The organism is Plantibacter sp. Leaf1, from assembly GCF_001421315.1.
Classification (GTDB): domain Bacteria; phylum Actinomycetota; class Actinomycetes; order Actinomycetales; family Microbacteriaceae; genus Plantibacter.
The window spans coordinates 13,579-39,361 of record NZ_LMJX01000004.1 but is presented as its reverse complement, the minus strand read 5'-3'; the positions used below and the strand labels follow the sequence as shown (position 1 = coordinate 39,361).

Annotated in this window: 25 protein-coding genes and 1 tRNA gene; 14 read left to right on the top strand and 12 right to left on the bottom strand. The window is 70.5% G+C overall.

The window, feature by feature from the left end:
- Positions 1–79 precede the first annotated feature (79 nt).
- The 6 genes from ASE44_RS17015 to ASE44_RS16990 all read right to left on the bottom strand — a co-directional run bounded on the left by ASE44_RS17015 (position 80) and on the right by ASE44_RS16990 (position 6,939).
- Entirely contained in the window at positions 80–1,276 is a 1,197-nt protein-coding gene (locus ASE44_RS17015; RefSeq protein ID WP_056782318.1) for an acyl-CoA dehydrogenase family protein, read from the bottom strand.
- A complete protein-coding gene (locus ASE44_RS17010; RefSeq protein ID WP_082456196.1) occupies positions 1,273–2,499 on the bottom strand; it encodes a hypothetical protein in 1,227 nt (408 codons plus the stop codon). Before ASE44_RS17010 ends, ASE44_RS17015 begins: the two co-directional genes overlap by 4 nt.
- Positions 2,496–3,161: a methionine ABC transporter permease gene (locus ASE44_RS17005; RefSeq protein ID WP_056011000.1), complete on the bottom strand. Its 666-nt coding sequence runs from the start codon at positions 3,159–3,161 to the stop codon at positions 2,496–2,498. The genes ASE44_RS17010 and ASE44_RS17005 overlap by 4 nt, the downstream gene beginning before the upstream one ends.
- Complete coding sequence (locus ASE44_RS17000; protein ID WP_082456195.1) at positions 3,154–4,356, bottom strand: methionine ABC transporter ATP-binding protein; 1,203 nt, start codon at positions 4,354–4,356, stop codon at positions 3,154–3,156. The genes ASE44_RS17005 and ASE44_RS17000 overlap by 8 nt, the downstream gene beginning before the upstream one ends.
- A 60-nt stretch (positions 4,357–4,416) precedes the next feature.
- Positions 4,417–5,397: a MetQ/NlpA family ABC transporter substrate-binding protein gene (locus tag ASE44_RS16995; RefSeq protein ID WP_056782094.1), complete on the bottom strand. Its 981-nt coding sequence runs from the start codon at positions 5,395–5,397 to the stop codon at positions 4,417–4,419.
- A 270-nt stretch (positions 5,398–5,667) separates the two neighbouring features.
- Complete coding sequence (locus tag ASE44_RS16990; protein ID WP_056782092.1) at positions 5,668–6,939, bottom strand: hypothetical protein; 1,272 nt, start codon at positions 6,937–6,939, stop codon at positions 5,668–5,670.
- Positions 6,940–7,081: 142 nt separating this feature from the next.
- On the opposite strand from ASE44_RS16990, the gene ASE44_RS16985 reads away from it, so the two are divergent.
- Entirely contained in the window at positions 7,082–8,455 is a 1,374-nt protein-coding gene (locus tag ASE44_RS16985) for an MFS transporter (protein ID WP_056782090.1), read from the top strand.
- A gap of 26 nt (positions 8,456–8,481) precedes the next feature.
- Here the strand turns inward: ASE44_RS16985 and ASE44_RS16980 are convergent, their stop codons facing one another.
- Positions 8,482–8,976, bottom strand: coding sequence for a MarR family winged helix-turn-helix transcriptional regulator (locus ASE44_RS16980; RefSeq protein ID WP_056782088.1), 495 nt, complete (start codon positions 8,974–8,976; stop codon positions 8,482–8,484).
- 38 nt (positions 8,977–9,014) lie between these two features.
- Between ASE44_RS16980 and ASE44_RS16975 the strand changes: the two genes are divergently transcribed.
- Positions 9,015–9,257, top strand: coding sequence for a hypothetical protein (locus ASE44_RS16975; RefSeq protein ID WP_056011014.1), 243 nt, complete (start codon positions 9,015–9,017; stop codon positions 9,255–9,257).
- Between the two features lie 107 nt (positions 9,258–9,364).
- A complete protein-coding gene (locus tag ASE44_RS16970; RefSeq protein ID WP_056782085.1) occupies positions 9,365–10,375 on the top strand; it encodes a DUF418 domain-containing protein in 1,011 nt (336 codons plus the stop codon).
- 36 nt (positions 10,376–10,411) lie between these two features.
- Here ASE44_RS16970 and ASE44_RS16965 read toward each other — a convergent pair whose 3' ends face one another.
- Entirely contained in the window at positions 10,412–11,215 is an 804-nt protein-coding gene (locus ASE44_RS16965; protein WP_056782083.1) for an NAD(P)H-binding protein, read from the bottom strand.
- Positions 11,216–11,294: 79 nt separating this feature from the next.
- On the opposite strand from ASE44_RS16965, the gene ASE44_RS16960 reads away from it, so the two are divergent.
- The 5 genes from ASE44_RS16960 (at position 11,295) to ASE44_RS16940 (ending at position 16,721) form a co-directional block, all read left to right on the top strand.
- Positions 11,295–11,708: a helix-turn-helix domain-containing protein gene (locus ASE44_RS16960; RefSeq protein ID WP_056011023.1), complete on the top strand. Its 414-nt coding sequence runs from the start codon at positions 11,295–11,297 to the stop codon at positions 11,706–11,708.
- A 39-nt stretch (positions 11,709–11,747) separates the two neighbouring features.
- On the top strand, positions 11,748–12,149 hold the full coding sequence (locus ASE44_RS16955; protein WP_056782082.1) for an MmcQ/YjbR family DNA-binding protein: 402 nt from the start codon (positions 11,748–11,750) through the stop codon (positions 12,147–12,149).
- Positions 12,150–12,233: 84 nt separating this feature from the next.
- A complete protein-coding gene (locus tag ASE44_RS16950) occupies positions 12,234–13,748 on the top strand; it encodes a hypothetical protein (RefSeq protein WP_056782080.1) in 1,515 nt (504 codons plus the stop codon).
- A gap of 73 nt (positions 13,749–13,821) precedes the next feature.
- Positions 13,822–15,315, top strand: a complete 1,494-nt coding sequence (locus ASE44_RS16945; RefSeq protein WP_056782079.1) for a hypothetical protein — start codon at positions 13,822–13,824, stop codon at positions 15,313–15,315.
- Positions 15,316–15,338: 23 nt separating this feature from the next.
- Positions 15,339–16,721 carry an LLM class flavin-dependent oxidoreductase gene (locus ASE44_RS16940; RefSeq protein ID WP_056782077.1) on the top strand — a complete coding sequence of 461 codons (1,383 nt, stop codon included), beginning with the start codon at positions 15,339–15,341 and terminating at the stop codon, positions 16,719–16,721.
- A 19-nt stretch (positions 16,722–16,740) separates the two neighbouring features.
- Here ASE44_RS16940 and ASE44_RS16935 read toward each other — a convergent pair whose 3' ends face one another.
- The 3 genes from ASE44_RS16935 to ASE44_RS16925 all read right to left on the bottom strand — a co-directional run bounded on the left by ASE44_RS16935 (position 16,741) and on the right by ASE44_RS16925 (position 20,840).
- The gene (locus tag ASE44_RS16935; RefSeq protein ID WP_056782075.1) at positions 16,741–17,982 is read right to left on the bottom strand and encodes an acyl-CoA dehydrogenase family protein; all 1,242 of its coding nucleotides are present in this window, start codon (positions 17,980–17,982) and stop codon (positions 16,741–16,743) included.
- 123 nt (positions 17,983–18,105) lie between these two features.
- Entirely contained in the window at positions 18,106–19,368 is a 1,263-nt protein-coding gene (locus ASE44_RS16930; RefSeq protein ID WP_082456193.1) for an acyl-CoA dehydrogenase family protein, read from the bottom strand.
- Entirely contained in the window at positions 19,365–20,840 is a 1,476-nt protein-coding gene (locus ASE44_RS16925) for an LLM class flavin-dependent oxidoreductase (RefSeq protein WP_082456192.1), read from the bottom strand. The genes ASE44_RS16930 and ASE44_RS16925 overlap by 4 nt, the downstream gene beginning before the upstream one ends.
- Before the next feature lie 193 nt (positions 20,841–21,033).
- Between ASE44_RS16925 and ASE44_RS16920 the strand changes: the two genes are divergently transcribed.
- The 5 genes from ASE44_RS16920 to ASE44_RS16900 all read left to right on the top strand — a co-directional run bounded on the left by ASE44_RS16920 (position 21,034) and on the right by ASE44_RS16900 (position 23,561).
- Entirely contained in the window at positions 21,034–21,570 is a 537-nt protein-coding gene (locus ASE44_RS16920; RefSeq protein ID WP_056782074.1) for a TetR/AcrR family transcriptional regulator, read from the top strand.
- Positions 21,567–21,929, top strand: a complete 363-nt coding sequence (locus tag ASE44_RS16915; protein WP_056782072.1) for a multidrug efflux SMR transporter — start codon at positions 21,567–21,569, stop codon at positions 21,927–21,929. Before ASE44_RS16920 ends, ASE44_RS16915 begins: the two co-directional genes overlap by 4 nt.
- On the top strand, positions 21,926–22,252 hold the full coding sequence (locus ASE44_RS16910) for a multidrug efflux SMR transporter (RefSeq protein ID WP_200921155.1): 327 nt from the start codon (positions 21,926–21,928) through the stop codon (positions 22,250–22,252). Before ASE44_RS16915 ends, ASE44_RS16910 begins: the two co-directional genes overlap by 4 nt.
- Positions 22,253–22,298: 46 nt before the next feature.
- Positions 22,299–22,910, top strand: a complete 612-nt coding sequence (locus ASE44_RS16905; RefSeq protein WP_056782070.1) for a GNAT family N-acetyltransferase — start codon at positions 22,299–22,301, stop codon at positions 22,908–22,910.
- A 135-nt stretch (positions 22,911–23,045) separates the two neighbouring features.
- Positions 23,046–23,561 (top strand): hypothetical protein, encoded by a 516-nt coding sequence (locus tag ASE44_RS16900; RefSeq protein WP_056782068.1) that lies wholly within the window; start codon positions 23,046–23,048, stop codon positions 23,559–23,561.
- A 94-nt stretch (positions 23,562–23,655) separates the two neighbouring features.
- Here the strand turns inward: ASE44_RS16900 and ASE44_RS16895 are convergent, their stop codons facing one another.
- Positions 23,656–25,341: a hypothetical protein gene (locus ASE44_RS16895; protein ID WP_157580041.1), complete on the bottom strand. Its 1,686-nt coding sequence runs from the start codon at positions 25,339–25,341 to the stop codon at positions 23,656–23,658.
- Between the two features lie 290 nt (positions 25,342–25,631).
- On the opposite strand from ASE44_RS16895, the gene ASE44_RS16890 reads away from it, so the two are divergent.
- Positions 25,632–25,704: transfer RNA gene (locus ASE44_RS16890), tRNA-Arg, on the top strand.
- Positions 25,705–25,783 lie beyond the last annotated feature (79 nt).

Here is a 25,783-nt window from a genome sequence, read left to right as displayed (position 1 = left end):
GGTCCCCGGCCACCACCCGGTCCCTGAGCTTGTCGAAGGGTAGGGACCGCCCTTCGACAGACTCAGGGACCAACTGGCGTCAGGCCTCGCCGGTGCTCCACCAGGAGACGATCGGCGTGCCGTTGACGAGGTGGTCGCCGATGGCCCTCGCCTTGAAGCGGGCCGGGTTGTGGGAGGCGATCGTGCGGGCGTTCCGCCAGTGCCGATCGAGCGCGAGATGCGTCTCGACGGCGCTGGCGCCGCCCACGTCGAACAGGGCGGTCGCCGCGTCCAGCACCGCGGGCAGGATCACGAGCTGTGCCCGGGCCGTGGCGAGCTCGACGGCGGCGAGCTGCGCCCGGATGCGTTCGGGATCGCCACCGAGGATCGCCCTGCTCGAACGCTCGAGCGCGGCCGACGCCGCGGCCAGCGCCGCGTCGGCCGCGAAGGACTTCGCCGACAGCTCGCCGACGACCTCCTGCACGATCGGGTCACCCTGAGCGGTGGCGGCCGCGCCATGGCTGTACGTCCTCGTCCGCGCGCGGACGAACCCGGCGGCGTCGTCGACGATCGCCCGCCCGATGCCGGTGACCGCGGCGAGCAGGACCAGCTGCACGAACGCGCCACCATGTGACGGCCGGTCAGGTTCGCGTCGCACCACCGTCGACGGGTCGACCGCGACATCGGTGAACACCGTCGTGCCGCTGCCGGTCAAGCGCTGCCCGAACCCGGTCCAGTCGTCGATCCGATCGACGCCGGGGGCGCCCGTGTCCACGAGCACCGAGACGAACTCGCCGTCCTGCTCGGCCGCGACCCCGACGAGGTCGGCGAACAGCGTGCCCGTGCTGTAGAACTTCGTCCCGTTCAACCGCAGCCCCTCGGGCGTCTCGGTGAGGCGGGTGGCGAGCGAGCCCACCTTGGCGGTCGAGCGTTCGTGGCTCGCGTTCCCGACGACGGCGCCGTCGGCGAGCCGGGCGAGGCGTGCCTCCCGGTCAGCGGACGCCGGCGCGTGCAGGGTGCGGTCGAGGTAGGAGAAGTGGGAGCGGAACAGCTGCGCGAGGTTGGGGTCGCGTCTGGCGAGTTCCGCGAGCAACTCGAAGAACTCGCCGTGCGTGGCCGCATCGCCGCCGTGTTCGCGAGGCAGGGTCACCCGGGTGAAGCCGGCCTCGCGAAGCGCTTCGACCTCGGCATACGGCAGGCGGCGCTCGCGCTCCCGCTCGACGGCGCCCCGCCCGAGTTCGTCGAAGAGCGGAGCGAAGCGCGCGACCAGATCCCTGTCGACGGTCGTCGCGCTCATGACGCCTCGCCATCCACCGTGACCGCCGCCGAAGCGGTCGCCGAAGCCGGCACCGGGGCCGTCGTCGCCGGTTCCGCGTCCGGCCGCGCGCCAGGCGCCTCCCACTCGGGCAGGGTGCCGAGCAGTTCGAACTGCCCGAGGGCCGCCGCACGTTGGACGGCCGGGTTGTGCGAGGCGATCGTGCGGACGTTCCGCCAGTGCCGGTCGAGCGCCGACGCCCGACCGACGGCGGAGGCCCCACCGACTTCGAAGAGCCGGCTGAGCGCGTCGAGGACGAGCGGGAGGACGACCTGCTGGACGCGGAAGACCTCCAACAGCGTCTCGCGGGCGGTGTCGGGACCGTTGCCCGACTCGCCCAGGGTCCGGGCGGCGGCGAGGACGAGCGCGCGGGCGGTGTGGACGACGCTGCTCAGCTGTCCGACGATCGCCTGCACGAGCGGATCCTGGCTGGGCAGATGCTCGCCCGCGTGGCCGACCGTGCGACGTCGCGCCCGCACGTAGTCGACGGTGTCCTCGAGCGCGCGCTGCGCGATCCCGGCGACCACGCCGAGCAGGATGAGCTGCTGCAGGGCGCCGGTGCGGTGCCATGCCGCCGCGTCGCCGCGGTGGACGACGAGGTCGCGAGGGTCCACCGGCACCCGGTCGAACGTCGTCGTGCCGCTCCCGGTCAGCGGTTGGCCGAAGCCGTCCCAGTCGTCCACCGAGCGGGTTCCTGGGTCATGCGCCGAGACCGTCGCGGCGACCCGATCCGTGCCGTCGAGGGCCGACAGGTGGATCCAGTCGGCGTAGATGCTGCCGGTCGTGTAGTACTTGGTGCCCGTGATCGTCAGCGTCTCGCCTTCGCGATCGAGGACGGTCTCGAGGTGGGCCGTCGCGTGGCGTTCGGACTGCGCGTTCCCGACGAGGTCGCCGTCGCGCAGCCGGGCGAACCAGAGCTCGCGGTAGGCGGCGTCGGGCGAGGCGAGCAAAGACTCGACGAACAGGATGTGCCCGCGCCAAACGTGCCCGAGGCTCGAATCCGCGGCGGACAGCGCGATGAGCCGGGTGAAGAGCTGCTCCAGGGTGAGCCCCGCGCCACCGGACTCCCGTGGGACCCGGGCGGCGGCGAAGCCGAGCCGCCGGAGCTCGGCGACCTCGTCGAACAGGAGGCGTCGGTCGGTCTCTCGCGCCACGGCGCCGCCGCGGAGTCGGGCGAGGAACGCGTCGAAGTCGGTGTCGTTCATCGGTGCAGCACCCGCTTCGCGAGGACGTTGCCCAGTAGTTGCGCGAGCTGCACGAGGACGACGAGGGTGATGACGACGAGGCCGACGACGATCCAATCGAACCGCTGGTAGCCGTAGGTCATGGCGAGGTCGCCGAGCCCACCGCCACCGAGTACGCCGGCCACGGCGGTGGCGTCGACGAGGGCGACGAGGATGTACGTCAGCCCGAGGATGAGCGGCCCGAGCGCCTCAGGGACGACGATCGTGAAGAGCACCCGCGCGGGGCTCGCCCCCATGGCGGCGCCGGCCTCGATCGCGCCCGGCGAGACGGCGACGAGGTTCGACTCGGAGACGCGCCCGATCGCGACGCTCGCGACGAGGATGAGCGGGATCGTCGCGGGCAGCGGTCCGAGCCCGGTACCGAACACGAGCCGCGTGAGCGGGATGAGCGCGATCGCGACGATGAGGAACGGCACCGGCCGGATCACGTTGATGATGAAGTTGAGGACACCGAACACGAGGCGGTTCTGCAGGAGGTTGCCGGGACGGCTCGCGTAGAGGAGCAGGCCCAGCAGGATCCCGATGACGGTCGCGACGGCGAAGGCGACGGAGACCATCAACCCCGTCTCGCCGATGGCCTTGAGGAGACGGGGGAAGAACGCCTCCGGGTCGAAGTCACGCATGGGTGTGCTCCTTCAGGATGGTGGGGTCCTCGGCGCGTGGTCGCCCTTCGACAGGCTCAGGGACCGAGGCGTGGGCGTCAGGGACAGAGGTGTGGGCGTCTGGGGCCGAGGGGTCTTGGGCGCTCGGTGCATGCCCTTCGACAGGCGCAGAGACCGACGAGGGCGCCGGCCCCGGGTCGATGGCGGTGACGGTCGCCGTGGCACGGAGCCCGTCGATGGCGGCGTCGACGCGGTCGTCCGGGCCGAGGAGTTCGACCGTGAGACTGCCGAACAGGCGGCCCTGGAGCTCGTCGACCCCACCGAACACGACGTTGAAGTCGATGTCGTTGTCCCGGGCGACCCGCGAGAGGAACGGGTGGTTGGTGTCGCGATCCTCGACGTGCAGCTGCACGAGCCGCCCGTGGTGCACGGCCCGGATCTTCGTGAGCACCTCGTCGGAGGGGATGTGGTGCAGGACGGAGGAGACGAAGCGGCGCGCGGTCGCCGTGCGAGGCGCGGAGAACACCTCGTAGACGCTGCCCTGTTCCACCACCTCGCCGTCCTCCATCACGGCGACCCGGTCGGCGAGCTCGCGGATGACGTCGATCTCGTGCGTCACCAGCAGGATCGTCACCCCGTACTCGGCGTTCACCCGACGGAGGAGTTCGAGGACCTCGCCGGTCGTCTGCGGGTCGAGGGCGCTGGTCGCCTCGTCGGAGATGAGGATCTCCGGGCGCGTGGCGAGGGCTCGTGCGATGCCGACGCGCTGCTTCTGTCCACCCGAGAGCTGCGAGGGGTAGGCGAGCGCTTTGTCGCTCAATCCGACGAACGCGAGGAGTTCCTCCACGCGGTCGAGGATCTCGGCGTCCGGCACCTTCGCGAGCTTCAGCGGGTAGGCGATGTTCTTGTAGACGGTGCGTGACTCCAGGAGGTTGAACTGCTGGAAGATCATGCCGATCCGTTGGCGTGCCGTGTACAGCGCTGATCCCGAGAGCGCCGAGATCTCGAGTCCTTCGACGATCACCCGTCCGGTCGTCGGGCGCTCGAGCGCGTTGACGGTGCGCAGGAGCGTCGACTTGCCGGCGCCGGAGTAGCCGACGATGCCGAAGATCTCACCTCGCTCAACCGTCAGGTCGACGTTCCGAAGCGCCTCGAAGGCGCGGCCCTGCACCTCGAACGTCTTGCTGACGTCCTCGAAGGTGATCGCGGTACTCATAGCTGCTCCTCTCGCGGGACGGCCGCCCGGGAGATCCCGGGCGGCCACTGCGTGGTCGTCCTATCCGGCTTCGGTCTGGAGCTCGGCGAGCTTGTCGCGGAGCTCCTTCACCGGCACCTGGACGAGGATCGAGTTCCCGGCGAACTCGTCGTCGAGGGCCTCGGCGACGCGCGGGTCGGCGTAGGTCTCCTCGAGGATCTTCCAGGCCGGGTTGTCCTTGTCGTCCTCGCGGGTGGCGATCACGTTGACGTAGGGCAGGTTCTTCTCGGAGAGCGAGTCGTCGAGGAAGAGCGCGTCGTCCTTGGTGATGTTCTGGCTCGGGTCGAAGTACGAGGTGCCGACGACGACGGCGGCGAGCGACGGGTCGTCGAACTGCTGCGGGATGCTCGTCGCCGGCAGCGGCACGAACTGGAGGTTCCGCTCGTTCGCGGTGACGTCCTCGACGGTCGGGAAGTTGCCGGCGTCCGCGGCGATCTCGATGAGGCCGGCCGCGGCGAGGATGTTCAGCGCGCGACCGCCGTTCGACGGGTCGTCGGGGATCGCGACACGGGCGCCGTCGGCGAGGTCCTGCACGTCACCGAGCGTCTTCGAGAAGATGCCCCACTGTGTGATCACGGTCGAGAACACCGGCGTGAGGTCGGCGTCGTTCTCCGCGTTGAAGGCGGAGAGGTAGAGGATGTGCTGGAACGCGTTCGCGTCGACGGTGCCGGCGACGAGCTCGGTGTTCGGGAGCACCCAGTCCTTCACGTTGACCCACTCGACGTCGAGGCCCTTCTCGGCGGCGACCTCCTTCACGGCGTCCTGGAACTGCGTGTCCTCGGACACGGCGATCTTGACGCTGAGCCGTTCGGCGGGTGCGCCGGATCCGGTCGCGGCGTCGGCGGCGCCGTTCTGGCCGCCGACGACGACCGACACGGCGATCGCGATGGCGGCGACGGCGACGGCCGCGATCCCGCCGATCAGGATGGTTCGACGCTTCCGTTTGCCGGCGGCGATCGACTCGCGCAACTCGCTCGGTCCTGGTCCGGTCTGCTCGGTCATGAGTGGTCCTCGAATCTGTCTGTGGGTGCACTGGTGCGTGCACGGGGACAGTCTCCACAGGAGTTCGAGACGACGCTCGTCACGTTACCGAGGGCGGGTCACAGTTCGAGATGAAACGTAAACGCCGGGCGCTCGGCGGCGGAACGACCTACACTGCGGCACGACGACGAGCCCGACGCCCGCGGCCTTCCGCGACCCGGACCCGTCGGCGGAGGCCGCACGCAGCGGAGGCCGCACGCAGCCGAGGCCGCACGCAGCTGAGGCCGCCTTTCAGCCGAGGTCGTACCGTGCGAGGGCGTCCGCGTCCTGGGCGATCCGCGACGCCCGGCGAGCGGCGTCGAGCGCCTCGACCGGATCGGCCGTCGCAGCCGCCTCGGCCAGCGCGAGTTGGCGCTTCGCCTCGGCCAGCCGGGTCCTGGCGTCGGCACCCACTCGGTCTCGGTGCGCGGAGATGACGTCGGCCGCGATGCGCAGGTTGCTGTCGGCCGTGAACATCGCCCCTCGCATCGCCTCACGGGCGTTGTCGAGGCGCCGCCGTTCACTCCGAGCCGTCGCGAGGGCGGCGTCCAGCTCGATGTCGGCGGCGCGCACCGACTCGAGGCGTCGAGCGGGATCCGGCAGGATGCGCTCGCCGTCCGGCGAAGTCACGGACTCGGCCAGCAGGAGGGCACGGTTCGCGCGGTCGATCGCTCCGGCGATCACCTCGGCCGTCTCCGGTCGCTCCGCCGACTCGCGGAGCTCAGCCGCTTCGACGACGACCGTCCGGAGTTCCCGAGCCGCCGCAGCGAGCTCGGCCTCCGCGGCACCGATGCCCGCAAGCGACCGTTCGACGGCGTCGAGCCGGTCCTCCGCCTGCTGCAGCTCCCGACCGAGGCCGTGGAGTGCCGCAGCGGTCGGGCGTCCGTCGGCGATCCGCTCGGCCGCGTGCCGCGCGTCCTCCACCGCCTGGTCGACCGTCGTCTGCGCGGTGCGACGGAGCACTCGGGCGTCCTCGACGGCGCTTGCCGCGTACCGTTCGGCGGCCGACGCGATCGCGAGCCCGGTCGTGGTCAGTCGGTCGCGCGCCCGGTCGATGCGTCGCTCGAGGTCTCCGAGGAGGTCGGGGGCGGAGCGCTCGGCACCACGCCGTTCGGCGAAGCCGCGCAACCGGGCGGTGAGGGTGCGCTCGACGTCCTCGCAGAGGTGGACGATGCGTTCGTTCCACTCGCGTCGCTGCCGCTCGGTGTCGGCGACCTCGTCCTCGAGGGCCTGGCGCAGTCGGAAGGCCTCGCCGAGTGCGGCTCGTGCCGCGGCGACGTCGGCGGCGTATCCGCGCGCGGCCTCGCGTCCGAACTCGGCTTCGGCGAACCCGACCTCGTCCTCGGCCTCACGGACCGCGTCGTCGGTGCGGACGAGCGCGATGCCGGCGCGTCGGTGGAGGTCGTCGATCGACGCGATCGGGGTCTTCGGGGTGCGTCGGCGCAGGAACGCGAGGAGGAGCCAGACGATGATGCCGACGCCGCCGAAGACGATCAGCGAAGGGAGCCACCACAGGTCGACCATGGTCTCCAGTGTACGAACGCGGGGCGGAGGATGGGCTGGGAGGGGGTGCGGCGGACGGCGGGCCGAGCGGGTCGTTCCGACGCCTGTCGAGCTTCCTCGCGCTGGCGCCTGGAGCGTCGGAACCCGGGTCTACGCTGAGGCCATGACCCGCCAGCAGCGCCTCGTGCTCACGATCGCGATCCTCTCGTCGTTCGTCGCGTTCCTCGACGGCTCGGTCGTGAACGTCGCGCTGCCGGCGATGACGAAGGAGCTCGGCGGTGGCCTCATCGTGCAGCAGTGGGTCGTCGACGCCTACCTCATCACCCTCGGTTCGCTGATCCTGCTCGCGGGGTCCTTGTCCGATGCATTCGGGCGCATCCGCATCCTCCGCATTGGGCTCATCGGCTTCGGCGTGACGTCGATCCTCTGCGCGGTGGCACCGTCCGCCGAGGTGCTCATCATCGCCCGCCTCCTCCAGGGCGGTGCGGCGGCCCTGCTCGTGCCGAGCTCGCTCGCCATCATCATCTCCACCTTCAGCGGCGTCGCACAGGGCAAGGCGATCGGCACCTGGACGGCGTGGACCGGGGCCGCCGGGATCACCGGCCCGCTGCTCGGCGGGGTGCTCGTCGACACCCTGTCGTGGCGGCTCATCTTCGCGATCAACATCATCCCGATCCTCGTCACGCTGTTCCTCATGATGCGTGCCGACCGGGTGCCGGAGCCCGAGCACCGTCCGCGCATCGACGTCGTCGGCGCCGTGCTCGGGGCGGTCGGGCTCGGAGGTCCGGTGTTCGCCCTCATCGAGCAGGAGCGCTACAGCTGGGACAGCCCCATGCTCCTCGTGCCACTCATCGTCGGTGTCCTCTCCTTCATCGCCTTCCTGTGGTGGGAACGCCGGCACCCCGATCCGATGCTGCCGCTGTCGTTGTTCCGCGTGCGCAACTTCGGGTTCGGCAACATCGCGACGGTCTTCATCTACGGTGCGTTGTCGCTCGGGTTCTTCGCGATCGCCGTGTTCATCCAGCAGACGGCCGGCTTCAGCGCGACCCTCGCGGGGATCGCGACGCTCCCGCCGACGCTCGTCATGCTCGCGTTGTCGTCTTGGTTCGGGAAGCTCGCCGGCACGCACGGGCCGCGGTTGTTCATGACCCTCGGACCCATCGTCGCGGGTGTCGGCTTCCTCCTGATGATGGGTGCCCAGCAGGATCTCGACTACTGGCTCCAGTTGTTCCCGGGCATCCTCCTCGTCGGTCTGGGGCTCGCGATCACGGTCGCGCCGCTCACCGCCGGCATCCTCGGGTCGATCGACCCGGCCCATGCGGGCATCGGCTCGGCCGTGAACAACGCGGTGTCGCGGGTGGCCGGACTCGTGACGATCGCGCTCGTCGGCATCATCGCCGGTGGCTCGCTCGGCGTGGGCGGATTCGCGCGGGTGGTGCTGGCCACGGCGGTGTTCATGTTCGTGGGCGGCCTGGTCTCGTTCGTCGGGATCCGGAACCCCAAGGCCGCGGAACCGGCGCCGACGCCCTCGGCCTGACCCGCTCCGAACGCTCGTCGCGTCGGTCAGCTCGGTTCGACGGTGGTCCCCGTGACGGCCGGCGCCGTGGTCGCCGCACCGATGACCGCGTGGAGCATCTCGCGGAGCTGTGTCAGATGGTCGGCGTCCATGCGCAGTTCCTGCATGACCCGGTGCGGGATGGCCTCCGCCTGTGTGCGGAGCTCGCGGCCGGCGGTCGTGAGGGAGACGTCCAGGACGCGCTCGTCCAACCGGCTGCGGTCGCGCCGGACGAGCCCGGCCGCCTCGAGCCGCTTGAGGAGCGGCGACAGCGTGGCCGGCTCGAGCTGCAGCGCACCACCGAGGTCTTTGACCGAGCGCGGGCTGTGCTGCCACAGCGCGAGCATCACGAGGTACTGCGGATGGGTGAGCCCGAGGGGTTCGAGGATCGGGCGGTAGAGCGAGATGACGCTTCGTGACGCGACGGCGAGGGCGAAGCAGACCTGGTTCTCCAGCTGGAGGAGGTCGTCGGTCGTCGTGGCGGTGGATTCGTTGGCGGTCACGGTCCCATCGTACCCAAATGATTAGTACACTTATCAATATGAGTGAGAAGCGATCGTTCCGGGAGTCCGTCCGAGAGGCGGGTGGCCTGTACGGCTGGGTGAACGGGCGGATGTGGAAGGTGCTCGGGCCACCGCCGCTCGGTCCGTACAACGAGGAACCCCTGCCGCCGTCGGCCCAGTCGGGGTGCCCGATCTGCGGGCACGCCATGTCGGAACACATCGTCGACCGCACGACCGGCCCGCGCACGCAACTGCACTGCCCGAAGGCGCCGGCCGCCTGACGCCCGGCGCCCGCAGGTGGATCGAGATCATCCTCTGGGTGCATGCGCCTCCCGCGGTGAGCTGCTGTACTACTGATATGTCTCATGCTTCGACCAGTAGCCCCGCCATGCCCAGTCCATCCGCCACCCCGACGGTCTCGCCTGCTCGTCGGTGGCAGCTCATCGACGCCCTCCGCGGCTTCGCGCTCGCCGGCATCCTCTTCGTCAACGTCCCCGACATCACCCGACTCGGCCAGGACATCCCCTTCGACGAGCGGCACGCGACCACGATGGACCTCGTCCTCGAGTTCGCCGTGCAGACCCGGTTCGTCCCGATCTTCGCCTTCCTCTTCGGCATGAGCGCCATGTTCGTCATCGAGGGTGCGCGCCGACGCGGTGTGCACCCGCTCCTCCCGATGCTGCTGCGCTACCTCGCGCTGTTCGTGATCGGTTTCGCCCACGCCTTCCTCTACCCGGGCGAGATCCTCCGCGAGTATGCGATCTGCGGCCTCCTCATGCTCCCGATCGTGCTGTGGGCGCCGCGCTGGGTGACGCTCGGCCTCGGCGTCACCCTCACGGTCGCCGCCTACGCCCTCACCGGGGGTGGGCTCGCCACGCTCCCCGGTCTCCTCCTCGCCGGAGCCGGAGCGGCCGCCTACGGGCTGCCCAAGGTGCTCGACGCCGGCGGACGCCCGGTGTGGATCGCCTTCGCCGGCGCGGTGGTGCTCGCCGTCCCCGCGCTCTGGTGGCAGACGACGGAGCCCGGAGACCCCCGCTTCACGACCGCCGGTGGCATCGCGGGCGGCGTCCTCGCCATCGTGTACGTCACGGGCTTCGCCCTGCTCTGGCAGACGCCGGTCCGTCGGGCACTCGCCCTCGTCTTCGAACCGCTCGGGCGGATGGCACTCAGCAACTACCTCGGTGCCTCCGTGGTCCTCGCCCTCGTCGCACTGGTCGTGCCCTTCCGCGAGTTCGACGACCTCGCGCTCGTCAGCCTCGGCGCGCTCGTCCTCATCGCGATCCAGTCGGTGCTCAGCCGCCTCTGGCTGCGCCGATTCCAGTACGGTCCGATCGAGTGGCTCTGGCGGATGGCGACCTGGCGTCGTGTGGTCCCGTTCCGGAAGCCCGCGCTCGGCTGAGGCCCAGCCCGGCTCGGGCGCGCAGGGGACCGACGATCACGGTGAGGGCACCGCGACGGCAGACGCCGCCACGGCCACGGCGTCGGCGGGTTCGCGACCGAGGAGGTCACGGAGATCGTCGCCCGTGCCGGCAAGGAATCCGTGGCGGACCGCACTGAAGATCGACAGCAGCATCGGTGGCTGGAACGGTTTGAGCTGAGCGTGCATGAGCGCCTCCCGGCGTTCGGCGAGTGACGTCGAGTGGAGCCCGACGCCCAGGCGATCGGCCACCTGCCTCGCCGTGATCGGTTTGCCGACGAGGTCGTACCGGCGTCCGACGTGGGTGCCCGGCGTCATCGCGACGACGGCGGCGGCCTCGGCGAGGTCGGCTCGGGTGACGGCGGCGAGCGCCCCGTCGCCGAAGGCCGAGTGGAGTGATCCACCGGACCACTCCAGCAACGAACCGAGGAGCTCCGCGTACAGGCCGTTCCGGAGGATGGTCCAGGAGAGCGGGCTGCGCTCCAGCCGCCGCTCCGTCCACCGGTGTGCGAGCGCGAACGCGAGGTGGTCGCCGGCCGTCGCGAGGCTCGTGGAGACGACGTGCCGGACCCCGTCGCGTTCGGCCGCGGCGATCGCCGTCTCATGGCGGGCGATCACGACGTCGTCCTCGGCTTCGCCGGCCGAGACGAGGACCAGCGTGTCGACGCCGACGAAGGAGACGCTGTCCGCGTCGTCGAAGTCGATCCGTCGGGCGCCATCCCGCCCGCTGCGGTTGCTCGCCAGGGGCGCGGCGCCCCGAGCGGTGAGCGCGTCGAGGATGGCGCTGCCGAGTTGGCCGGTGGTTCCGGTGACGAGGATCATTTCAGGGCCTTTCGGTGTTCAGGATGATGACTCGGACGAGTCTGCGACCCCCGCCGAACACCCACAAGAAGGCACTTGCATGTCACTCACGCACACCGCGGTAACCGCCGACCTCGAACCCTGCGGCAAGGAGGGGCACCCGGATTGCGGCATCCGCGACGTCCTCGACCGCATCGGCGACACGTGGTCGGTGCTCGTCGTCGTGGAACTCGCGTCGGGTGAGCGGCGGTTCCGTGAGCTGCAGCGCGCGATCGACGGGATCTCCCAGCGCATGCTGACGCTGACGCTCCGGCGCCTGGAACGCGACGGCCTCGTCGAGCGGACCGTGTTCCCGACCGTGCCGGCGCAGGTGTCCTACGCGCTCACCTCCTCCGGCGCAGCCCTTTCCCACCTCGTCAAGACGCTCGCCGACTGGTCGCTCGAGCAGCGGCCGGCGATCACGGCGTCCCGCGCGGCTTACGACGCGGCGCACCCCGGCCACGGCATCCGATGACCGCTGTCGCTTGATGTCCGTGAGGAGTAGCGTCGGCGCATGGAGCATCCGATCGTGCACGACGCCGACGATCCCTTCGTCGAACGGGTCCGGCAGGTGTGCCTCGCCTACCCGGAGGCCGTCGAGACGTTCGGCCATGGCCGCCCGAGCTTCAAGGCGGGGAAGCGGGTCTTCGTGACCGTCGGGTCGGAGATGCGCGTCCCGCACAGCATCACGTTCACCCCGGCCGAGGAGGAGCTCGGCGCCTGGCTCGAGGACGAGCGGTTCTGGTCGCCGAAGTACGACGGGCCATCGGGGAAGCTCGCGTTCGACGCCGGACTCGACGGTGACGACGGGCGCACGCTCGACGACGTCGACTGGGAGCTCATTGCCGAACTCATCGACACCTCCTACCGGCAGGTCGCCCTCAAGCGGCAGCTGCGCGCGCTCGACGCCCGCTGACGGCGGAGACCTCGCCCCACGGACGGCACCATGCCAGACTGACGACCGGGGGAGCCGTGCGCTGCGGTTCGAGGACGGGGAGCTGTGAGCGACGACGGATCCGGGACGCGGATCGCCGATCCCGAGCCCGACGCGGTGCCGTCCGGGAGTCCGACGCCGGCCGGTCGAGCCGGAGCCGGAAGCCTCGCCGTGTGGCTCTCGCGCATGAGCGCCTACCTGCGACGCAGCGCCGTGCTCGCCGCAGCGACGATCGTCGTGGTCTCCGGAGTCGTCGGTGTCATCGTCGCGTTGGGGATCCTCGACCGGCAGATGGAGTACCGCGACGGCGACGGGCACCGGATCACCGGAGGTGGCAACCCGGCGACCTGGTCCGACGCCGTCTCCTTCTCACCCGCGGGCGAGTGGTACAGCGTCCTCGGCACCATCGGCACCTACCTGTGGTTCGCCCTCGCGGTCGTGCTCCTCCTCGTGCAACCGGCGGCCGAGCTCGGCGGACGATGGGCCAGGTCCCGCGGATTCGGTGCGTTCTTCGGACTCGTCCCGGTGGCCGTCGTCGGCCTCGCGATCTGCGTCATCGCAGCGGTCAGGATCGACGGGAGCAATTCGCCCGGTTGGCTCGTGGGTTGGACCTCCTTCGGGACCGTCGTGTGGTTGGCGGTGGTCTACGGGCTGCCGATCCTGCTCGTCGTCGCGGCGATCGTCGGCCTCGCGAGGCTCGCCGACCGCGGGAGACGGCGCCGCTTCCTGCTCGTCCTCGGTGCCGTCCTCGCGGTCGCGGTCGTCGCCGGATCGCTCGGACTGTTCCGTCCGCCACCGCTCGAGCCGGTGGCCGGTCCGCCCCTCGGTGGGGAGGCCGCGGCGTTCACGCAGGCCCTGGAGCCGCTCGACGGCGTGGCGTCCGTCGACGTCCTCGGTGCGGGGGCCACGGTCCTCATGGCCGCCGACGCCGGCGCCGACGAGGTGCTCGCCGCCGCCCAGGCCGCGCGTCAGGTCTCAGAGGAGCAGGCCGCCGCAGCACAGGACGCCAGGGTCCAACCCGCCATCGTCATGGTCGTCCTGGCCCGCGAGTCGAGCGGCACCGATCAGGCCGCCGACGACCCGCAATCGGCGCCTTGGCGGCTGCAGCTCGTCCCCTCCGAGTACCCGGCGGACACCCTGCCCACCCAGGTGGATCGGTTGCTGCGGGCGGAGGCGCTCGGCATCCAGATGGTCATCACGGGCGATCGGCCGGCGATCACCGTCCCCTCGATCGCCGCGTTGCCGGGCGTCGTCGCGGCCTTGGCCGAGATCGCCCCCGACGGAGCCTACGTCTCGGTCCCCGAACGGTTCTCGATGGTCTTCGACCCGCTCGACCTGAGCCCGGCGATGGTTGACGCGATCGTCGGTGTCGTCGTCGCGAACCCGAACGCGGAGTTCGAGCTCACCGCCCAGCCGAAGCTCTACGTGAACCACGTGACCCCTGAGGCCGCCGCCGCGATCGACGCGATCCTCCGGGACCCGGCGCTCGCCGGGACGAGCCCCTCCGGGTATCCCGCCGAGTACCAGATCCACACGATCGGCCCCGACGGCGACGTGTACCTCGAGGGCACCTTCGGCTGACGCCCTGCCGGTAGCGGCGTGCCAGACTGACCGCCAGGGGAGCGCCACTGCGGCGTGTTGAAAGCGGGGAAGCATGGACGACGGGGGAGCGACGGGCGACGAACCGAGCATCGCCGGAGCCGGCGTTGCGACGTCGAGCACGACCACGTCGACGGAGCCTGGCCGTCCGCAGGAGTCCGCCCGTCGATCGTCCCGCCGCTCGCTCCTGTCCAGCTCCCTCGTCCGCTCGCTCGACCTCGCAGTGTCGGGTGTCCTGATCGTCGCCGTCGCTGGCGTCGTCACCACGCTGCTCTCGATCATCGGAACGGCGATCCCAGCCGATCAGGCCACTGGTTCCTACGGGCTGGAAGCGCCGATCGTGGCGAACGGGCCGTCGGTGGCGGAGCTCTGGTACCAGATGCTCGGCTCGCTCGGCGGTTGGATCCTCGTCACCGTCGGCGTCATGCTACTGATCGTCCAACCGGTGATGGAGGCGGTCCGTCGGGCGACGCCGTCGCGCGGACTCGCCGTGCTTGCTGCGGTGGCTGCGGTCGCTGTCGCGGGGGTCGGGTTCGGCGTGCTGGCGATGCTCGGGAACCTGCCCTGGATGGTGGTGACGGGAAGTGTGCCGAACACCTCCGGGTCCGCGTTCGTGTTCCTCGTGTTCGGCCTCGTTGTCTACGGCATCCCCGTCCTGATCGTCGCCGCCGTCATCGTGCTTCTGACGTTCGTGATCGGTCGCCGAAGGGTGCGGATCGTGACCACGGTGCTTGCCGGTCTGGTCGTCGTCGCCGTCATCGTGGCGTCGACCGGAGCGTTCCGCCCACCGCCCGCCCAGGCCGTTGCCGCGGCACAACGTACGGAGGCCATCGACGGCTTCACCGATGCCCTCGCCGACGTCGACGGAGTCGCCGACATTGACGTCGACGGTCACGGCGCGACCGTCACGATGTCGCTCGACGCCGGAGTCGGCCAGGTGCTGGCTGCCGCCAGCGCGGCGAAGCGGGTCGGCGACGACCTCCAGGGCATCGCCATCGTCGTCATCCAGCGCGAGCCCGACCCGACCTCGCCGGCCCAACAACAGGACCCGCCGCGCGGTCCTTGGCGCGTGCAGCTCGTACCGAGCGACCGCAGCATCGATGAGATCGCCGACCAGCTGCAACGGTTGATGCTGACGGAACGGTTGCAGGTCGACATCGACGTCGACGCTGCCGATGGGACGCCGCGCGTCACCGTCTTCTCCATGCAGGCCTTGCCGGCCGCAGTGCGCGAACTCCGGGAGCTGTATCCGGACGGCGCGTCCTACAGCGTGCCGGACCGCTTCTCGATGGTGGACGATCCGAGCGAGCTGAGCCCGGCGATGGTCGACGCCATCCTCGCCGTCGTCGAGGCCTACCCGGGCGTCGAGATCGAGGTGACGACGCAACCGAAGCTGTGGATCACCGACGTCACACCCGAGCAGGGCGCGGCGATCGTCACCATCCTGCAGAACCCGGCGCTCGCCGGAACGAGTCCGTCCGGGTACCCGCTCGACTACTCGATCAGCACCTCCGGTCCCGACCAGGACCTCGAGGGCACCTTCGGCTGACGCCCTGCCGGTAGCGTGAGGGGATGACCTCCGAGCAGCCCACCCGTCTCCAGTTCGGCGCCTTCGTGATGGACACGGGGTCGCACATGCAGCACGGACTCTGGCGGCACCCGGACGCCCGACAGCACACCTTCGACGACGTGCAGCTCTGGGTCGACCTCGCGAAGACGCTCGAGCGCGGACGCTTCGACACGATCTTCTTCGCCGACGTCGTCGGGGTCTACGGCGGCGCTGGTGCGTCGTTCGACGTGAACGCCCGCGAGGGCATGCAGCTGCCGAGCAACGACCCCTCGATGCTGCTGTCGGCGCTCGCCATCAGCACCGAGCACCTCGGACTCGCCTTCACCTCGTCGATCCTGCAGGAGCACCCGTTCACCTTCGCGCGCAAGATCTCGACGATCGACCACGCCTCGGGTGGCCGGGTCGGCTGGAACATCGTCACGAGCTTCCTCGAGAACGCGGCACGCAACTACGGCCTCGACCGCCTCGTCGAGCACGACGAGCGGTACGCGTGGGCGGAGGAGTACGTCGAGGTCGTCGGCAAACTGTGGGAGGGCTCCTGGGACGACGGCGCACTCCTCGCCGACAAGGCCAGCGGCGTCTTCGCCGACCCGTCGAAGGTGCACCGCATCGACCACGTCGGCGAGCGGTACCGCGTCGAGGGTCCGCACCTGTCGTCGCCGTCGCCGCAGCGCTCGCCGTTGCTGTTCCAGGCGGGTTCATCGGGTGCCGGCAAGGCGTTCGCAGCGAAGGTGGCCGAGGTGCAGTTCATGATGGCGCCGAGCGTCGAGGCAGCCCGGGCGTCGGCGGAGTCCACGCGCGCCCTCGTCGCATCGACCGGTCGCGACCCACGCGACGTGAAGTTCTGGCAGGCGATGTCGTTCATCGTCGGCAGCACCGAGGAGGAGGCGAAGCGCATCGAGGCCGAGTACGACGAGTATCTCTCCGCCGACGCGTTCCTCGCGCACTCCAACCTCGGGACGGACCAGGCGACGGGGAAGCCGATCGACCCCGAGACGCCGCTGAAGGACGTCGAGACGCAGGGCGGCCACAGCATGCTCGAAGCGCTGAAAGCCCTGTCACCGGATCGGGAACCGACGGTGCGCGACCTCGCGAAGCTCACGGCGAAGCTCCGCGGCCGCGTCGTGGGGACGCCCGAGCAGATCGCCGATCACCTCGCCGAATGGCGGGCCGCGGGGATCGACGGCATCAACGTGGCCAACTGGATGATCCCGTCGAGCTACGAGGTCTTCGTCGACGAGGTCATGCCGGTGCTGCAGGAGCGTGGGCTCGCGCAGCGCGAGTACGCCCCGGGGACGCTCCGGGAGAAGCTGTTCGGCGCCGAGCCGACGCTGCCCGAGACGCACCCGCTGCGCGCGTACCGCGGGGCGTTCGCCGGTCGCTGAGGTCGGCGGCCGCGGTGGGCTACTCCGGCTTCGCCGTACCGACGGCCCACACGAAGGGCGGCGGGGTGCCGTTGATCGACCAGTCGCCGACGATCCGCGTCTTGTAGATCACCGGGTTGTGGGAGGCGACGGTGCGCGCGTTCCGCCAGTGCCGGTCGAGCGCGTTCGTCCGACTGACCGCTGAGGCCCCCAGCGTGTTGAAGAGCAGCGTCGCCGAGCGCGGAACGAGCTCCGACAGCACCACCTGCGCCTGAGCCGAACGGATCTCGGCCTCGATGTTCGCGTGCAGGTCGTCCGCGGAGTCACGGTCGGCGGCCGTGATCGATGCCCGCTCGATGGCCGCGGCGACCCCGAGGACCGTCTGCTTCGCGACGAACGCGATCGAGGAGATCTCGCCGACGACCGCCTGGATCTGCCCGTCGTCCTTCACGAGCGGCGCGAGCCCGTGGCTGTAGACGCGGGTGCGGGCGCGGATCTGCTCGCCGGCCTCGCGCTCCACCGCGGCAGCGATGCCCGCGTGCACCGCGATGAGCACGTGCTGGTAGAGCGCCGTCTGGTACCGGAAGCGGTCGCTGAACGCGTGCACCTGATCGGCGTCGACGACGGCGTCCTCGAACACGATCGTGCCGGTGCCGGTGAGCTGCTGGCCGAAGCCGTCCCAGTCGTCGGCGATCGAGACGCCCGGCTGGTCGGTGCGCACCAGGACGGTGACCTCGGTGTCGGGCTGCCCCTCGACGACGAGGCGCGCGGTCGCATCGGTCCAGTCGGCGTAGATGCTGCCCGTCGTGTAGAACTTGCGGCCGTTCACGACGTAGCCGCCGTCGCGCTCGGTGACGACCGTGCCGGACACGCCCAGCGCGCCGGAACCGACCTCGCTCCAGGCGTTCCCGACGATCTCACCGGCGACGAAGCGTTCGAGCCACGCCGTGCGGCGGTCGCTCGGCGCCGCGACGAGCTGGTCCTCGACGAGGGCGATGTGGCCGCGGAAGATCTGCGGCAGGTTCGAGTCCGCGGCGGCGAGTTCGATGAGCAGCTCGGTGAACTCGGGGAAGGTGAGGCCCCAGCCGCCGAACTCGGTGGGGACGCGGAGGGCGCCGAAGCCGGCGGCGGCGAGCTGCCGCACCTCCTCGCGCGGGAGCCGGTGCTCGAGTTCGCGCTCCACGGCGCCGGCCTGGATCTCTGCGAACAGCGGGAGGAGGCGCTCGCGGGCGGCCGCGAAGCCGACCGGACGGGCGGTGGAGGTGGTGGGTGCGGAGGACATCTGGTTCCGTTCCGTTGGCGGCTGGGGCCCTTCGACAAGCTCAGGGACCGGTGATGGGGTACTCAGGGACGGGCGGGCACTCGGTCCCTGAGCCTGTCGAGGGGCGGGGCAGGGGCGGGTGGCCTAGGTGTACAGCGAGATGGGCTGCAGCTCGCCGTTCAGGTGGTTGGCCCCGACCTCGAGCTTCTTGTAGTCGACCGGGTCGTGGAGGGAGTGCGTGCGCACGTTGCGCCAGAACAGGTCGAGGCCCACGGACGCCTTCGCCGAGCTGGAACCGGTGACCTCGAAGATGCGGTTCGAGACCTCGATGCCGAGCTCGGTCGACACGACCTTGAGCTTCGCGATCTCGATGGCGATCGCACCGCGGTCGGCTGCCGTCACCTCGGCACCGCGGGCGATGATGCGGTCGAACCGGGCGTTGGTGCGGTCCGCGAGGGCTTCGACGGCGGCGATCGAGGAGACGAACTCGCCGACGACGCGCTGCACGAACGGGTCGTCGCGGTAGGTCTCGGCGTGGCTGAGGAACCAGGCGTTCTTGCGGGCGCGGACGAGCTCGGTGCCCTGCGCCAGCGCCCCCTCCGCGATGCCGAGGTAGAGGTTGCCGAAGGCGAGCTGGATGCCGGGCGTCACGAGCGAGGAGAACGGTTCGTCGCCGACGGTGCCGAGGATGTCGGCCTGCTCGACGAGGACGTCCTCGAAGCGCACCGAGCCGGAAGCCGACAGTCGCTGCCCGAGTGCGTCCCAGTCGCCGAGGTAGGCGATGCCGTCGCGGTCGTGGTCGAGGACGAACTGGTAGATCGTGCCGTCGTGGTCGCCACCGCGGACCACGGCGTTGACGAGGATGACGTCGCCCGCCGAGGCACCCGTGGAGAAGCGCTTCAGGCCGTTGAGGCGGAAGGCGTCGCCGTCCTGCGTGAGCGAGAGGTCGGGGTCGGTCGGGTTGACGGAGTCGCCCCAGATCCACCGGCCGGCGACCGTCTTCCGGTGCCACTCGGCCTGGGTGGCCGGTTCCGCGGTGAAGCCGATGTTGCCCGCGTTGATGTAGTGGTACGCGAGCAGCTGGCCGATGGAGGCGTCGACGCGCGACAGGATGCGGATGACCCGGAAGGCGCTCTCCCAGTGCCCGCCTCCGCCGCCGAACTCGGCCGGGTCGAGGAGGTTGACGAGCCCGGCGTCGCGGAGGAGGTCGAGTTCGTTCGTGGGGTCGAGGTTGGCGCGGTCGCGCTCGAGGACGTCGACGGCGAGCCGGGTGGCGACCTCGGTGGCGACGGCGTCCCAGTGCGCGAGTTCGGCCTCGTCGGCGTTGCCCGACCAGTACGTGCGCCCTTCGGGGACCTGCCGCCCGGTCACTGAGCCTGTCGAAGTGCTGATCGTGTCGATGCTCATGCTGAAGCTCCTTCAGTGGCGTAGGCGTTGTCGTCTGCCGCGTCGGCGGTGTCGGTGTCAAACAGGGACGGCGCGGTGTCGTCGGCGGCACTCGGCCGCCCTGCGTAAGCGCCGCGGTACCGGTGGGCGGGGTGCCACTCGGGGATCACTGGCGAACCGGTGCCGTTGAGGCGCCCACGGAGGGTGCCCTCCGGGTACTCGTCCCACACCCGGCCGCGGCGGCGGAGTTCCGGCACGAGGAGATCGACGACGGCCTCGAACGTGCCCGGCGTGATGACGTAGGCGAGGTTGAACCCGTCGGTGCCGGCCACGTCGATCCAGCGTTCGATCTCGTCGGCGACCGTCGCCGCGCTGCCGACGAACACCGGCCCGATCCCGCCGATGCCGATGTAGTGGGCGATGTCGCGCGGCGTCCACTCGCGGTCCGGGTCGGCGAGCGTGAAGATCGCAAGCGCAGACCGGGCGGCGTCGGTGTCGACGTACTTGAGTGGCTTGTCCGGGTCGAAGGAGGAGAGGTCGAGGCCCGACCAGCCGCCGTAGAGGGTGAGGGCGCCGTCGAGTGAGACGTACTGCTGGTACTCCTCGTACTTCGCCTGCGCCTCCTCGTCGGTCTCGGCGACGATCGCGGTGGCGAGCGTGAGGATCTTGACGCTGTCACGAGGGCGCCCGAGGGCTTCGGCGCGGTCGCGGATGTCGTCGGTGGTCTTGCGGGTCAGCTCGGGGACGAGCCCGTTGATGAAGACGGCCTCGCCGTGGGTCGCGGCGAACTGGCGGCCGCGGGCGGAGGCGCCGGCCTGGAAGATGACGGGCGTGCGCTGCGGCGACGGCTCCGAGAGGTGGATGCCGGGCACGTGGAAGTGCTCGCCGTGGTGGTCGATGGGGTGGACCTTCGTCGGGTCGGTGTAGACGCCGTTCTCGCGGTCGATGACGACGGCGCCGTCCTCCCACGACCCCTCCCACAGCTTGTAGGTGACGTCGAGGAACTCCTCGCCGATGCCATAGCGGTCGTCGTGCCCGATCTGCTGGGTCAGTCCGAGGTTGCGGGCCGCCGAGTCGAGGTAGGAGGTGACGACGTTCCAGCCGATGCGCCCCTTCGTGAAGTGGTCGAGCGTCGAGAACCGGCGGGCGAGCGCGTAGGGCAGTTCGTAGGTGGACGCGACGGTGACGCCGAAGCCGAGGTGCTCGGTCGCCTTCGCCATGGCGGACACCTGGATGATCGGGTCGCCGACGGGGAGCTGCGCGGAGTCGATGAGCGCGGGCGCCGAGGAGTGCCGGTAGACGTCGTAGATGCCGACGACGTCGGCGATGAACAGGGCGTCGAAGGTGCCGCGCTCGAGGAGCTTGGCGAGGTCGATCCAGTAGTCGATGTCGTTGTACCGGTGGGCTTCGTTGGCCGGGTGCTTCCACAGGCCGGGAGCCTGATGGGTGACGCAGCTCATGTCGAACGCGTTGAGGATGATGCGCTTGCTCACAGGGATACCACCGGGTCGTCTCGTCGAGGCTGGGTCCGGCGGCCGGTCACGGCGCCGTCCAGCACGACGGTACTCGCGGGCTCCGAAGCTCGCGAGGGCCCCGAAACAGAGCGTCACATGGTGCGACGGAGCCGCCTCGGCGCTCGGTTGCTTCCCAGCATTACTTTACCTTACGTAAGCTAAAGTAACTCGCATGAGACCCAGTGCACGGAACGAGATCCTCGACGCGGCCGTCCGCGTCGTCGACGCCTCAGGCGAGGCGAACATCACCTACGAGGCGGTCGCGCAGGAGGTCGGCCTGACGAAGGCCGGGCTGCGGTATCACTTCCCCTCGCGCGACGCGATGATGATCGCGGTCATCGAGCACGTCGTCGGCCGCTGGCAGCGTGAGCTCGTCGAGGAACTGGGTGGGCCGCTCGAGGAGTCCACCCTCGAGGAGCGGGTGCGGGCCTTCGTCACCTTCGCCGGTGACGGTGGCGCGAGCCAGGGCGAGTTCGTCGTGTTCGCGGAGGCGGTCCGCCGCCCCGAGCTCGCGGCTCCCTGGCTCGAATACCTGCGCACCTGGTTCGGCTTCGGCGAGGACGCCGACGCCACCACCCTGCTCCTCGTCTGGCTGGCCGCGAACGGCCTCTGGATCGCCGAGGCGACCGGCATCATCGACGTCGGCCGCGAGCAGCGCGCCGAGCTCGTCTCCCGGCTGCTCGCGCTCGCCGGAGGTGGTTCCCGATGAGGAAGTGGCTCATCCTCTCCGCAGCCATCCTGCTGGAGGTCACGGCGACGCTCTCGCTCCGTGGCGCGATCGAGGATCCACGGTGGGTGATCCTCGCGGTGGTCGGCTACTCGGGTTCCTTCGTCGCGCTCTCCCTGCTGCTCCGGATGGGCGTGCCGATCGGTGTCGTGTACGGCATCTGGGCCGCCGCCGGGGTCGCGCTCACCGCGGTGCTCGCCTCCGTCGTGTTCGGTGAGCAGTTCACCCTCCCGATCGGGATCGGCATCGCGATCGTGATCGCCGGGGTCGTGCTCGTCGAGACCGGCCACGGGCCCGACGGGGCGAAACCCGCCGCATCGAACAAGGAGGTCGGCGCATGATCTGGTTGCTCCTGGCCGGTGCCATCGTCACCGAGGTCACCGCGACGCTCTCCCTCCGCGCCTCCGAGGGCTTGCGGAAGAAGCGCTGGATCGCGCCCGTCGTCGTCTCCTACCTCACGGCCTTCGGGCTCCTCACGATCGCCCTCGCGAACGGGATGCCCGTCGGCATCGCGTACGGCATCTGGGCCGCCTGCGGTGTCGCGCTCACGGCGATCGGTGCGCGCGTGCTGTTCAAGGAAAAACTCACCCCGCGCATGATCGTCGGCATCGGCTTGATCGCCGTCGGCGTGCTCGTGATCGAACTCGGCTCGCAGGCGCACTGACCCGCACTGCTCGTCGCCCCACGCCCTCCCACCCGAACGGAGTCCCATGTTCACCATCGCCCCCGCCTCGCCCGCCGACCTGGAGGACGCCGCGGCCGTGCTCGCGACCGCCTTCCGAGAGGACACGGTCACCTCGACGCTCGTCTCCGGTGCCGACCGCGGCCGCCGGCTCGCCCTCCTGTTCGAAGCGATGCTGCGTTCGAGTGCGGCGTCGAGCAGTCGCGTCGACCTGGCCCGACGTGACACGGACGGCGTCGTCCTCGGTGTCGCCGTCTGGGAGACGCCGGACGCACGTCACTCCCTGCTCGACCAGGCGCGGCAGTTGCCGATGTTCGTCCGTGCACTCGGCCTGCGCGGACTTCCCCGAGCCATGCGCCTGCAGCGGACGCTCGCACAGCACCGCCCGGCCGAACCGCACTGGTACCTCGCACAGATCGGTGTGGGCGACGGCGCTCGCGGAGCCGGTGTCGGGGGTGCGCTGCTCGAATCGCGGCTGCGTGCCATCGACGCCGATGCGCTCCCCGCGTACCTGGAGTCGTCGAACGAGCGCAACCGCGCCCTGTATCGGCGGAGCGGGTTCCGGAGTATCGCGTCGATCGCGGGCATCCCGGGCGTGGTGCCGGCCGCGATGTGGCGGGACGTCGTGCGGCCTGCCTGAGCGGGGCCGGCCTGAGCGGCTTGCCTGAGCTCGGTCGGGCGGGGTGGGGACCGCTCCCCATTGAGTCGGTGGCCGGTCTGCGCCATCCTCGTCGTGGGTGGAACAGCCCGCAACCGACAGCCTTGGGGGGCTCCTGTGGACAGCAACACGCTCGCGATCATCGCCATGCTCGTCCTGCTCGCCATCGTCGGGTTGGGGGTGTTGAAGGGGCTCGGGCGTCGGAAGATCCGCGAGGCCGGCGAGAGCAAGCAGGCCAGAATCCCCGCGACCCTGCAGGAGTTCGGCCGCTCCGTCATCCTCGGCACCGACGCTGCGAGGGCCGTCGCACTCGTCGAGGGCCTGCCGAAGAGCCGGTTGAAGTCGCTGCGTCCGGGGGTGTGGGGACTGAACCAGATCTCGAAGGAGGACGCCGTCATCGAGGTGTGGCCGGCGGGCTCCGGATCCGAGGTGCTCGTCACCTCGCTCGAGGAGAACTTCGGGTTCCCGCAGGGCCTCGACGGGTGGCAGAAGTTCGCCGCCCAGCTGGAGGCCACCGCGACCGCGCAGGGCGTCTCCGTCCAGCGTGGTGCCCGTGCCTTCCGCTACCAGCCGGCGCCAGCGAACAGCCTCGACCGCGCGCACTGGGTGCTCGAGAAGGTCGTCGCGCGGTAGCCTCCGGTCGCTGAGCCTGACCCCGGTCCCCGAGCCTGTCGAAGGGTCAGCCACCTCCGGTCCCTGAGCCTGTCGAAGGGCTCGTCCCGGCTCGCTACAGGTTCCCGAGGTACGCCAGGCGCTCGCCGCCGAGCTCGATCGCGAGCGCCCGCTGCCGCTTCACGCGCCGCCATCGCACGATGAACAGGACCGTGCCGACGGCCGCGAGCACGACGCTGACGCCGAGCATGATCGGTCCGGTGGCTCCGAGCTCCTCCGGGTCGACGGACAGCAGCGCGCCCGCGAGGATCCCGACCCCGCCGAGGCAGGTGCCGGCGTACGCTCCGGCCGCGAACAGGCGTGACGCGGGGATCGGTCCGAGGAAGTGCTGCAGGAGGACGGGTGGGAGGCCTCTGCGGCGTTGTTCCGGTCCGCGGCTGTCGAGCCAGTCGAGGGAGAAACGCTGGGCGATGCTGATCTCGCGGGCGCGAGCGATACCGCCGACCATCCACGCGACGAACGCGAGCAGCGCCGAGCCGACCACCGCGACCGCGACGAAGGCGTTGGCGTCGCTCGGCAGACGGTCGAGGAAGCCCTCGGCGATGGCCGCCCCGAAGATCGCGAGCAGGGCGACACCGGCGAGGCCGAAGAGGATCCGGTCGCAGATCTTTCGAAGGGTGCGCGCGCCGATCGTCGCTGGGATGGGCTGGAGGTGGACGACGTCGTCATCGTCGGCGAGCCACGACCGCATCCGGCCCCGGTCCTGCGGTGGGACCCAGGACGGGAGCTCGCGCTCGTCGTCCGGATCGAAGCGCTCCGCGTCGCGGTTGCCGAGCGCTCCGTTCCGGTCGCCGAGCTTGTCGAGGTGCACCCGGTCGACGACTTGTTCCGCGGCCAGTCGGGCGGGGTCGTCCGGTCGTCGGAACCGGTCGTCGTCGCTGGTGTCGTCCTCGGCGTCCAGTGGGTCGGACTCGTCTTCGACGACCGACCCGTATTGCGGTGCGGGTGGGACGAACGGGGTCGGGTCCGAGTCCGGGGCGTCGGGCGTCGCCGGCGGTGCATCCGCGGCACGGTGCGTGGGGTCGGGCGCCGTGCCCTGCGCGATCCGCGTCGCTTCCTCCCGGACACTCCGGCCGAGCGGCCCGGCGGCCTGCACCACGGCGTCCAGCAGCTTCACGTCGCCCGAAGCCTCCGCTGCCGTGATGCAGTCGGCGATGAACCCGCGTCGACCGATCGTGACGTTCGAGCCCTTCCCGGCGAGTGAGCGGGAGATGCGTTCTCGGCCGACGTCGAGCGGATCCTGGCCGGTGTCGTCGGGGATGCCGCTGCCGGCGATGAGTGCGACGAGTGGCACGAGGTCGGAGGTGGGGAGGCTGCGGAGCCAACCGCCGTTCATGATGATGCGTGCCCGCGCGCCGGTGTCGGTCGTGATGCGGAGACTGAGGACCGGGGTGGTCGCGGCGGGACTGCGGGTGAGGAGTTCGCCGCTTACGATCGACCGGAGCGGGACCGCCTGGCCGCCGAGGAGCGCGGTGCCGCGGACGGCGTCGACGCCGACAGGGCGGAAGGCGCTCGCGAGGTGGAGCAGGCAGATGCCGGCGGTGATGAGGAAGAAGACCGGAATGGTGACGAGTGCCGTGGGTGCGATGTCGAAGATGCTGTCGACGACGCTCCCGGTGATCCAGCCGAGGACGGCGGCGAGGATGCCGGACAGGACCAGGATGAGGACGAGGTTCGACCGGACCGGAGGACGGCCGATCATCGTGTAGCCGGCAACGGTCGGTCCTGATGCTGCGTGCACGTGTCTCCTCCAGCGGGTGGTCGCATCGACTGTTCCATGCCGGTGTCGTTCCTGTCGAGCGCGACGCCCTGGCCCCGCGCTTGTCCCCGGTCCCTGAGCCTGTCGAAGGGCCACGCCGCTCTGGTCCGCAACCCGTTCCGCGGACCCGGCCACTCCGGTCCCTGAGCCTGTCGAAGGGCCACCCACCCAGATCCCTGCCCCCGTCCAGGCTCGATTGGCGTCTGAGGCCTCCGTGTTGTAGGCTCTACTTCGGCCTGCCGAGCCGAAGTTCTCTTCTCTCAGCAAGCAATGCGCCCGTAGCTCAACGGATAGAGCATCTGACTACGGATCAGAAGGTTGGGGGTTCGAATCCCTTCGGGCGCACAGTACGGAAAGCGGTCCACTTCGGTGGGCCGCTTTTTTCGTGCCGCGGGACAGCAGGACATCTGCGCGAGAACCGGAT